This window comes from Pseudomonas aegrilactucae, from assembly GCF_019168305.1.
Classification (GTDB): Bacteria; Pseudomonadota; Gammaproteobacteria; order Pseudomonadales; family Pseudomonadaceae; genus Aquipseudomonas; species Aquipseudomonas aegrilactucae.
This window is the reverse complement of record NZ_JAHTBI010000018.1, coordinates 42,614-52,873: the sequence shown is the minus strand read 5'-3', so window position 1 is coordinate 52,873 and position 10,260 is coordinate 42,614. Positions and strand designations below refer to the sequence as shown.

Below are 10,260 nucleotides of genomic sequence, written 5' to 3'. Positions count from 1 at the left end.
GCCGAAGTCGTCGATCGCCAGCTGCAAGCCCAGCTCGCGCAACCGGTGCAGTTGCTCCAGCGCCACCTCGGGGTCGTCCATCACCGCGCTCTCGGTCACCTCGACCTCCAGCCGCGCCGGGTCCAGCCCGGTCTCGTGCAGCACCTGGGCCACCATCTGGTACAGGTTGCGATGGGCGAACAGGCGGCTCGACACGTTGACCGCGACAAACGCCAGCGCCTTGCCCTCGGCCTGCCATTGCACCATCTGCCGGCAGGCCTGGCGCATCACCCAGGTGTCGATGTCGGCAATCAGCCCGGTACGCTCGGCAATCGGGATGAACTCGCCCGGCGGCACCAGCCCGCGCTCCGGGTGCTGCCAGCGCACCAGTGCCTCGACGCCGATCATCGCACCGCTGAACAGGTCGTGCACCGGCTGGTAGTACACGCGCAGCTCTTGCTGCTCCAGCGCACGGCGCAGCTCGCTGGCCGTCTCCACCCGCTGCTGGGCGTGCGCGGTCAATTCTTCGGTGTACAGCGCATAGCCTGCACGCCCGTTGCTCTTGGCCTTGAACAACGCCGAGTCGGCATTGCGCAGCAGTTGCTCGGCGCTCAGGGCATCGCTGGGGAACAGGCTGATGCCGATGCTGACGCTGGTGAACAGGCGATGATGGTCGAGCTCGAACGGTTCCTTGAGGCCATCGATGATGCTTTGCGCCAGCGCCGCGGCCTCCCCGACCTGAGTACAGTGTTCGCACAGCACGGCAAATTCGTCGCCGCCCAGGCGCGCCAGGGTCACGCCGCTGCCCAGCTGCGCGCCAAGGCGCTCGCCCACGGCCTTGAGCAACTGGTCGCCCGTGGTGTGGCCAAGGCTGTCGTTGATGCTCTGGAAGTGGTCCAGGTCCAGCAGCAACAGGGCGCAGCCTCGCTTGTTGGCTTGCGCGGCGGCCAGGGTCTGCTTGACGCGGTCATTGAACAGCAGGCGGTTGGGCAGGTCGGTGAGCGGGTCGTGGTGCACCAGGTGGGCCAGCTCGCGCTCGGTATGCTTGATCGCGCTGATGTCGCTGAACACCGCCACGTAATGGGTCAGCTGGCCGTGGTCATCACGGATCGCGCGCAGGGTCTGCCATTGCGGGTACACCTCGCCGTTCTTGCGCCGGTTCCAGATTTCACCGCTCCACTCGCCCTTCTCGGCCAGGGTGGCGAACATCTGCCGGTAGAACGCGGTGTCGTGGCGCCCGGACTTGAACTTGTTAGGGCGCTGGCCGAGCACTTCGTCCTGCTGGTAGCCGGTGATCTGCATGAACGCCCGGTTGACGTGCACGATCACGCCGTCGCGATCGCTCACCAGCACCCCTTCAAGGGTGCTGTCGAACACCGCCGCGGCCATGCGCAGGCGCTCACGGTCTTCGCGGCGCAGGCGCGCGCCGACACCGATGAAACTGAGCAGCCGCCAGCGCGAGACGAAGATCAGCAGCGCGCTGCAGCCCATCCACGCGTAGGCGTTGATCAACTCCCAGCGCGCCAGCTGGGCAGGATCATCGAAAAGATTGCTCAGTATTTGACCAGACAACACCAGCCACAGGACCGACAGCAGCAGATACAGCGCGGCCATGCGCAGGGCATCTCGAACGGAAGCAGACATAGGGTCGCTGAAGTCCACAGCAAAATGATGGCCATTATACGGCCAGAAACATTCCGTGACCTCCTATCTAAAAGGCCGGCTGGTTTTATTCAGTAGGGTCGGGATAATACCTGCTGCTGTTTCATTCGCTCTACGAGGGCCCACCCGCCTATGTGGTACAACGGTTTTCTCGACCTGTCAGTCTGGCAACTGCTGGCCGTCACCCTGCTGATGACCCACGTGACCATCGTCGCGGTCACAGTCTATCTGCACCGCTATTCGGCGCACCGCTCGCTGGAGCTGAACGCCGGGCTCAAGCACTTCTTTCGCTTCTGGCTGTGGCTGACCACGGCGCAGAACACCCGCGAGTGGACGGCCATCCACCGCAAGCACCACGCCAAGTGCGAAACCGCCGACGACCCCCACAGCCCGGTGATCAAGGGCTTGTCCACGGTGCTGCGCAAGGGCGCCGAGCTGTACCGCGAAGAGGCGCAGAACCCCGAGACCCTGCGCATCTACGGCAAGAACTGCCCCGAAGACTGGATCGAGCGCAACCTCTACTCGCGCTACAAGCTGGGCGGCATCGCGCTGATGGCGCTGATCGACGTGCTGCTGTTCGGCACCCTCGGCATCACCATCTGGGCCGTGCAGATGATGTGGATCCCCTTCTGGGCGGCCGGCGTGGTCAACGGCCTGGGCCACGCGGTGGGCTACCGCAACTTCGAATGCCGTGACGCCGCCACCAACCTGATGCCCTGGGGCATCATCATCGGCGGCGAAGAGCTGCACAACAATCACCACACCTACCCCAACTCGGCCAAGCTCTCGGTCAAGCGCTGGGAGTTCGACATGGGCTGGGCCTGGATCAAGCTGTTCACCTGGCTGCGCCTGGCCAAGGTGCAGCGCGTGGCGCCGATTGCGCACCGCGTCGAAGGCAAGGGCCAGCTGGACATGGACACCGCCATGGCGATCCTCAACAACCGCTTCCAGATCATGGCGCAGTACCGCAAGCTGGTGATCGCGCCGCTGGTCAAGCAGGAGCTGATGCGTGTCGACGACTCGGTACGCCACCAGTTCCACCGCGCCAAGCGCCTGCTGTCGCGCGAAACCAGCCTGCTCGACGAGCGCCATCACCAGCGCATCCAGTCGATGCTCGAGCACAGCCAGGCCCTCAAGACCATCTACGAGAAACGCCTGGCCCTGCAGCAGATCTGGGCCCGTACCAGCGCCAACGGCCACGACATGCTGGCCGCCATCAAAGACTGGGTGCACGAGGCCGAGGCCAGCGGCATCCAGTCGTTGCGTGACTTCGCCGCGCAACTCAAGACCTACTCGCTGCGCCCTGCACTGGCCTGACACCGTTGATCGGCGTGCCCCGTTACGGGGCGCGCCCACCGGAACTTTCCCGCCTTTTTCTCACTCTGACTGGCATATCGCCCGCGTGGCGGGCCGGGTCATGGCCGCACGCCTTCGCCTTTCGATTCCGCTTTTCGAGATGCTTCGTGCACATGGTCAACAAGAACCCGCCGCCCCAGTCGTTCAACCCACCCCCGCACGCCACACAGACCCTGCTGGCATTGATGCATGCCCAGGGCGAAGTGGCGCGCCTGAGTGAACGCGAGCAGCTCTTCAGTTCGCTGCTGGACAGCGTGAATGCGGTGCTCTGGGCCTTCGACTGGGAAACCCGCCGGGTGCTGTATGTAAGCCCCGCCTACGAGCGTATCTTCGGGCGCTCGGCCAGCCTGTTGCTGGCCGACTACAACGAATGGCGCGACAGCATCTACCCCGATGACCTGGAGTACGCCGAGCGCAGCCTGGCCGACGTGCTGGTCAAAGGTGCGGTGGAAGACCGCGAGTACCGCATCATCGCCGCCGACGGGCAGGTACGCTGGCTCAGCGACAAGTGCTTCATCAACCAGCAGGCCGACAGCGGGCAGCGGGTGATCGTGGTCGGCATGGCCGAGGACATCACCGAGAAGAAGCAGCTCGAAGGCGAGTTGCAGCGCCTGGCGACCACCGACGTGCTGACCCAGAGCAGCAACCGTCGGCACTTCTTCGAGTGCGCGCACCGCGCGTTCGAGAAGGCGCGCCAGGACCAGACGCCGATGGCGTTCCTGTTGCTGGATATCGATGACTTCAAGCAGATCAATGACACCTATGGGCACCAGGAAGGTGACCTGGTGCTGCAGCGCATTGCCGATGCGGGCAAGGCGGTGCTACGCCGCGGCGACCTGTTCGGGCGTATTGGCGGCGAGGAGTTTGCCGCGGTGTTTCCGGGCTGTGCACCGCAGATGGCAATGCAGGTGGCAGAGCGCTTGCAGCGAGAGATACAGCGCTTGAGTTTCAGCCATGACGAGGAGGTGTTCGGGGTAACGGTGAGCCAGGGGCTGACCGGGATCCTTGATGACGATGTGCTGCTCGACAGCCTGTTTGCGCGCGCGGATGCCGCGATGTACCAGGCCAAGCGCCAGGGCAAGAACCAGATTGTCAGCGGCTGAGATTTTCCGCGCCTGACAAGGCCCCTTCGCTGGCAAGCCAGCTCCCACAGGGTAATCAGCGATCTCATGATCTGCGCTGTACCTGTGGGAGCTGGCTTGCCAGCGAAGGGATCAGCACCTGTCTCAAGCCTTGCGCAACCGCTCCAGCTGCGCCAGCCCCACCTTGAGCAACCGTGCCGTCTTGCCCTCGGCCAACGGCTCAAGCCCCTGCTCGGCAGGCAGGCGCGCCAGTTGCCCGGCCAGGTTGAGCACCAGGTCTTCACGCGAATACACCCCGCCCCCCAGCTGATACACCGCCGCGATCAGTTCGCGCAGCTCCAGCGGCAAGCGCCAGCGTGTACGCAACGCCGAACCATACGCCGCGCCAAACTCGTTCAGCGACAACTGCACCGCATCCTCGTCCAGCTCGCCCCCGGCCAGGCTCCACTCCTGCAGGCAACGCAGCAACGCCAGGTCGCCCAGGCAGTGCAGCAAGCCGGCACAGTAGCAGCGCTCCTGGTCCAGCTCCATGCCGCGCGCCAGGTGGGCGGCATACTCGGCGGTGTGCACCGACAGGTTCCAGAAGTACTCGGCATGGCGCGACAGCAACGGGTCGCTGAGCTTGGCACTGCGCTTGAGCGCCAGCCCCATGATCAGGTTCATGCTCTGGGTGGTACCCAGCTTGTTCAGCGCCTGCAGCAGCGTCTGCACCGCGCCGTCACGGTGCAGCGCCGCGCTGTTGGCCGCGGCGATCAGCACCGCGGTGATCTGCGGGTCGCTGCGGATCTCTTCTTCCAGCACCTTCAGGTTCAGGCCTTCAGGGTTGAGCGCACGCTTGATCGCCTGCTTCACATCCGCCAGCAACGGCCCGCCATCGGCCGTGGCGCGGTGGTCTTCCAGAAAGCGCGACAGGGTGATCCCCGGGCGCAACGCCGGCACCGGGCAGGCCACCGCCTCGCCTGCGCCCAGCAACTGTTCTTCGAGGCGCTGGCGCAGCAGGTCGGCATTGAGCGGCTTGCTCAGGTACGCGGTGGGCGCCAGCGGCAAGGCCTCGCGCACGCTGGCCACGTCGCTGCGGCTGCTGATCAGGATGAACGGCAACGCCGGCGCGCGGCGCTTGGCGCGCACGTTGCGCAACAGGTCGAGGCCATCGACACCGGGCAACTCGCGCGCGGCAATGATCAGGTCGGGTTGGCTGGCCAGTGCCGCCAAGGCTTCGTGGCCATCGGCACACACCTGCAGGCGTGCGTCACAGCGCACGCTGAGCAGCATGTCTTTAAGCATGTCACGCACCCACGGGTCGCCCTCGGCGATCAGTACGCACGGTGCGGCGGGTAGGTCTGAAACGGTCATGGGGCTTCTCCTGGCATCCAAGGCACGCCATCCAGTGCTTCTTCCAAGGTAGCGCCTGTGCAAACCTTAGCGGCCCCGGCCTGCCTTTGGGCGAAAAAAAACCCGCCGAAGCGGGTTTTTTTCTATCGCGTCACACTTACGCCAGTTCGGCGAAGCACGCTTCGATGATCGCCAGGCCCTGGTCCAACTGCGCGTCAGGCGCGGTCAGCGGCACCAGGATGCGCAGCACGTTGCCGTAAGTGCCGCACGACAGCAGGATCAGGCCCTTGTCACGCGCCTTGGCCACGACCGCGGCAACGGCCGTCGGGTTAGGGGTGAGGGAACCGGCCTTGTCGAACACTTCGACCGCAATCATCGAACCCAGGGCACGCACGTCACCGATGATCGGGTGCTTGTCCTGGATCTTGCGCAGGCCGGCAACCAGGTGCTCGCCAACGGCCTTGCTGCGGTCCAGCAGTTTTTCTTCCTCGAACACTTCCATCACGGCCAGGGCCGCAGCGCAGGCGATCGGGCTACCGGCATAGGTGCCGCCCAGGCCGCCTGGCGCGATGGCGTCCATGTACTCGGCCTTGCCGCACACACCGGCCAGCGGGAAGCCGCCAGCGATGGATTTGGCGAAGGTGGTCAGGTCAGGCGCAACGCCCATCTGTTCCATGGCGAAGAAGGTGCCGGTACGGCCAGCGCCGGTCTGCACTTCGTCGGCGATCAGCAGGATGCCGTGCTGGTCGCACAGGGCACGCAGGCGCTTCATGAATTCCTTAGGCGCGACGTAGAAACCGCCTTCACCCTGCACCGGCTCCAGGATGATCGCAGCGATATCCTTGGCTTCGGCGTCGTTCTTGAAGATGCGCTCGATGGACGCGATCGAATCGTCGATGCTCACGCCGTGCAGTTCGTTCGGGTAGATGGCGCGGAAGATGCCGCCTGGCATCAGGCCCATGCCGGCCGAGTACGGCACGACCTTGCCGGTCAGGCCCAGGGTCATCATGGTGCGACCGTGGTAGGCGCCGGTGAAGGCGATCACGCCGGCACGGCCAGTGGCGGCACGGGCGATCTTGATGGCGTTTTCAACGGCTTCGGAACCGGTGGTGACCAGCAGGGTTTTCTTGGCGAAATCACCCGGGATCAGCGCGTTGATCTTTTCGCACACTTCAACGTACGGCTCATAGGCCAGTACCTGGAAGCAGGTGTGGGTCAGCTTGTGCAGTTGGGCTTCAACGGCAGCAATGATTTTCGGGTGCACGTGACCGGTGTTGAGTACCGCGATACCGCCGGCGAAGTCGATGAACTCGCGGCCTTCAACGTCAGTCACGGTGGCGTTCTTCGCCGACTCGGCGAAGATCGGGTGGATCTGGCCGACACCGCGTGGAACGGCGGCTACACGACGTTGCATCAAAGATTCGTTGGTCTTGCTCATAGTGTCCTCAATTCGCCACGCACAGGTGGCGCGATTCGATCGGGGCGGCCGGTATTCGACTGCAGCAGCATGCGTTGATCGACTGCTGCAGGGGCCCAGGCGGCCGGATGTCACGGTGTAAAAAAGGCCAGCGGGACGGCGCTCTCGCGCCCCGCTGGCAGAGGTAAAGCCTTACGCTGCGATCAGACGCTGATGCACAGGTATTTGATTTCCAGGTAGTCCTCGATGCCGTACTTGGAGCCTTCGCGGCCCAGGCCCGAGGCCTTGATGCCACCGAACGGCGCGACCTCGTTGGAGATCAGGCCGGTGTTGATGCCGACCATGCCATATTCCAGCGCTTCGGCGACACGGAACACACGGCTCATGTCACGGGCATAGAAGTACGAGGCCAGGCCGAACTCGGTGTCGTTGGACAGGGCGATGACTTCGGCCTCGTCCTTGAAGCGGAACAGCGGCGCCAGCGGGCCGAAGGTTTCTTCCTTGGCCACGGCGGCAGTCTTCGGCACGTCGACCAGGATGGTCGGCTCGAAGAAGTTGCCGTCGATCAGCTTGCCACCGCTCAGTACCTTGGCGCCTTTGCTCACCGCGTCAGCGATGTGCTCCTGCACCTTGGCCACGGCCTTGGCGTCGATCAGCGGGCCGGTGGTGGTGCCGTCTTCCAGGCCGTTGCCGATCTTGAGCTTGGCGACTGCGGCCTTGAGCTTCTCGGCGAACGCGTCGTAGACGCCGTCCTGCACATAGATGCGGTTGGCGCACACGCAGGTCTGGCCGTTGTTGCGGTACTTGGAGATGATCGCGCCTTCGACGGCCTTGTCCAGGTCGGCGTCGTCGAACACGATGAAGGGCGCGTTGCCGCCCAGTTCCAGGGAAACCTTCTTGATGTCCTTGGCGCATTCGGCCATCAGTTGGCGACCGATTTCGGTCGAGCCGGTGAACGACAGCTTGCGCACGATCGGGTTGCCGGTCAGTTCGCTGCCAATGTCGCCGGCGCTGCCGGTGACCACGCTCAGCACGCCAGCCGGGATACCGGCGCGGGTGGCCAGCTCAACCAGGGCCAGGGCCGAGTACGGGGTTTGCGAAGCGGGCTTGAGCACCATGGTGCAGCCAGCGGCCAGGGCCGGGCCGGCCTTGCGGGTGATCATCGCGGCCGGGAAATTCCACGGGGTGATGGCCGCGGTAACACCGATCGGCTGCTTGATCACGATCAGGCGCTTGTCGGGCTGGTGGCCCGGGATGGTGTCGCCGTAGACGCGCTTGGCTTCCTCGGCAAACCACTCGATGAACGAGGCGGCATAGGCGATCTCGCCCTTGGCCTCGGCCAGTGGCTTGCCTTGCTCGCAGGTCATCAGGCGGGCCAGGTCGTCCTGGTGCTCGATCATCAGCTCGAACCAGCGGCGCAGCTTGCCAGCACGCTCCTTGGCGGTCAGTGCACGCCAGGCCGGCAGGGCCTTGTCGGCGGCTTCGATAGCACGGCGGGTTTCGGCGGCGCCCATTTTAGGCACGGTGCCGAGCACTTCGCCGGTGGCCGGGTTGGTCACCTGGATCGTCTGACCGTTGTCCGCGTCCAGCCACTCTCCGTTGACGAAGGCTTGCTGGCGGAACAACTGGGCGTCTTTGAGCTGCATGTCGGGCTTCCTTAACTGCACCGTGCGGGCACGGAGCGAATTATTGATTTGTAGAAAAAGGAGAGCGTTTGAAATCTCAAACGAATCCTAGGATCAACCGGAAAAAAGGACAATAGGGTGTTCGAAAAAAAGAACAAAAAGCGTAGCAGACCCTGAAATTTCAGATCAACGTCACTTTTGTGCGGGGGAGTGTTCGGAATCGGCTACAGCATTTCAGGGCGATGGACGGGGCGGGTGCAGATGGGTATCATGGCGCCCGCGTTGCACTCGTAGCTCAGCTGGATAGAGTACTGCCCTCCGAAGGCAGGGGTCGTGGGTTCGAATCCCGCCGAGTGCGCCATACACAGAAAAAGGGCCCTGGTGAAAACCAGGGCCCTTTTTCATGCGCGCCGCTCAGGTGCGCGGCAACCACACCGTCACCCGTAGCCCGCCGCCCTCGCGATTGACCAGGCTCAGGTGGCCCTCATGGCTCAAGGCAATGCGCCGGGCGATGCTCAGCCCCAATCCGTAGCCACCCGAACGCAGGTTGCGTGACGCCTCGCCACGTACGAAGGGCTCGGTGATCGAACCCAGCAACGGCGCGGCAATGCCCGGGCCACGGTCCTCGACCAGAATGCTAACGCCCTCCGGACGCGACTGTACCTGCACCCTGATGTCGCAGGCGTAGCGCAGGGCATTGACCAACAGGTTCTGCAGACACCGTTGCAACAGCACGGCATTGACCCGCACCACGCCCGCCGTGCCCTGTATCGGCAGGGGCTCCTGCGCGGTGGCAAGCTCGGCACAGACCTGCGCCAGCAACGGGTCGATATCCACCGCCAGCAGGTCATGGTGTTCGGCACTCTGCAGGTAGTCGAGCACCTGGCCGATCATGCCGTCCATCTGCGCGATGTTCTGGCGCAGGCGCTCGCGCTGCTGGAGGTCGGCGAGGCGCTCGATGCGCAGGCGCATGCGGGTCAACGGCGTGCGCAGGTCATGGGACACCGCGGCGAGAAAGTACGACTGGTCGTTGACCATCGCAATCAGGCGCTCCTGCATGGCATTGAACGCCTGCGCCGCCTCGCGCACCTCGACCGGGCCCTCCACCACCAGCGGCGGCTGCTCCAGGTTGTCACCCAGGCCGCGTGCCGCATCGCCAAGCCGGCGCAGCGGGCGCAGGCACAGGCGCACCGCCAGCCAGCAGACCACCAGCACTGCCAGCAGGCGCAGCGCGTAGACCCGCAACAGGTAGTCGGCAATCAGCACCCCGGCCGACTCGCCGCTCCAGCCCTGCAGCTCCTGCCCTTCGATTTCCAGCCAGCGTCCGTTTGCCCGCGCCACGGCAAAACGCACCTGGGCCTGGGCGACCTGCAAGCCAAACAGGCTGCGCCAGACCAGCGGCTGGCCATCCGGATCACGCAGGCCAACCTTGAGCAGCCTCACGGGCTGCTCATGCCCCAGCTCATAGGCCAGCGCCTGTTGCAGCAGCAACTGGCTGCGCCGCAGCCCTCGGACCTCAGGCTCATCCACCCGGGGAGCGACATCCACGCAGCGCACCTGATAACGGGCCGGCGCCTGCACCGGCCCCGGCACCTCGCAGGAGGTCGTGCGGATCAACTCGCCCGTACGGCTGGCCACCAGCCGGATCGGCGCTTCGAGCACCTGCGCAAAGCGCACATCGAACCAGATGCTGCTCGACAGCAACTGGATCGCCAGGGTGCCACTGAGCATGATCAGCAGCAGTTGGCCAAACAGGGTCCTGGGCCACACCCGCCGCCAGCCTTTCCAGGCAAGAAGTGCACGCATT

7 protein-coding genes and 1 tRNA gene are annotated in these 10,260 nt (G+C 64.7%); 3 read left to right on the top strand and 5 right to left on the bottom strand.

Annotation, left to right across the window (positions count from 1 at the left end; translation table 11 throughout):
• Positions 1-1,623, bottom strand: a 1,623-nt coding sequence (locus KUO17_RS06730; RefSeq protein WP_217974464.1) for a putative bifunctional diguanylate cyclase/phosphodiesterase, incomplete at its 3' end; no start/stop codon positions are given.
• Between the two features lie 150 nt (positions 1,624-1,773).
• Between KUO17_RS06730 and desA the strand changes: the two genes are divergently transcribed.
• Both desA and KUO17_RS06720 read left to right on the top strand, forming a co-directional pair.
• Positions 1,774-2,958 carry a delta-9 fatty acid desaturase DesA gene (desA, locus tag KUO17_RS06725; protein WP_217974462.1) on the top strand — a complete coding sequence of 395 codons (1,185 nt, stop codon included), beginning with the start codon at positions 1,774-1,776 and terminating at the stop codon, positions 2,956-2,958.
• A 152-nt stretch (positions 2,959-3,110) separates the two neighbouring features.
• Positions 3,111-4,100 carry a GGDEF domain-containing protein gene (locus KUO17_RS06720; RefSeq protein ID WP_217974467.1) on the top strand — a complete coding sequence of 330 codons (990 nt, stop codon included), beginning with the start codon at positions 3,111-3,113 and terminating at the stop codon, positions 4,098-4,100.
• 123 nt (positions 4,101-4,223) lie between these two features.
• Here KUO17_RS06720 and KUO17_RS06715 read toward each other — a convergent pair whose 3' ends face one another.
• The 3 genes from KUO17_RS06715 to gabD all read right to left on the bottom strand — a co-directional run bounded on the left by KUO17_RS06715 (position 4,224) and on the right by gabD (position 8,474).
• Positions 4,224-5,432: a response regulator gene (locus KUO17_RS06715; protein ID WP_217974460.1), complete on the bottom strand. Its 1,209-nt coding sequence runs from the start codon at positions 5,430-5,432 to the stop codon at positions 4,224-4,226.
• A gap of 136 nt (positions 5,433-5,568) precedes the next feature.
• A complete protein-coding gene (gene gabT / locus KUO17_RS06710; RefSeq protein ID WP_217974458.1) occupies positions 5,569-6,849 on the bottom strand; it encodes a 4-aminobutyrate--2-oxoglutarate transaminase in 1,281 nt (426 codons plus the stop codon).
• A gap of 182 nt (positions 6,850-7,031) precedes the next feature.
• A complete protein-coding gene (gabD, locus tag KUO17_RS06705) occupies positions 7,032-8,474 on the bottom strand; it encodes an NADP-dependent succinate-semialdehyde dehydrogenase (RefSeq protein ID WP_217974456.1) in 1,443 nt (480 codons plus the stop codon).
• Between the two features lie 263 nt (positions 8,475-8,737).
• On the opposite strand from gabD, the gene KUO17_RS06700 reads away from it, so the two are divergent.
• A tRNA-Arg gene (locus KUO17_RS06700) sits at positions 8,738-8,814 on the top strand.
• Positions 8,815-8,867: 53 nt separating this feature from the next.
• Here KUO17_RS06700 and KUO17_RS06695 read toward each other — a convergent pair.
• Positions 8,868-10,259 (bottom strand): ATP-binding protein, encoded by a 1,392-nt coding sequence (locus tag KUO17_RS06695; protein WP_217974454.1) that lies wholly within the window; start codon positions 10,257-10,259, stop codon positions 8,868-8,870.
• Position 10,260: the final 1 nt, after the last annotated feature.

What these genes read in the sequence shown, in the direction of transcription:
- desA (WP_217974462.1), top strand. Translation starts at nt 1,774, where the DNA reads ATGTGGTACAACGGTTTTCTCGACCTGTCAGTCTGGCAACTGCTGGCC.
- KUO17_RS06720 (WP_217974467.1), top strand. Translation starts at nt 3,111, where the DNA reads ATGGTCAACAAGAACCCGCCGCCCCAGTCGTTCAACCCACCCCCGCAC.
- KUO17_RS06715 (WP_217974460.1), bottom strand. Translation starts at nt 5,432, where the DNA reads ATGACCGTTTCAGACCTACCCGCCGCACCGTGCGTACTGATCGCCGAG.
- gabT (WP_217974458.1), bottom strand. Translation starts at nt 6,849, where the DNA reads ATGAGCAAGACCAACGAATCTTTGATGCAACGTCGTGTAGCCGCCGTT.
- gabD (WP_217974456.1), bottom strand. Translation starts at nt 8,474, where the DNA reads ATGCAGCTCAAAGACGCCCAGTTGTTCCGCCAGCAAGCCTTCGTCAAC.
- KUO17_RS06695 (WP_217974454.1), bottom strand. Translation starts at nt 10,259, where the DNA reads ATGCGTGCACTTCTTGCCTGGAAAGGCTGGCGGCGGGTGTGGCCCAGG.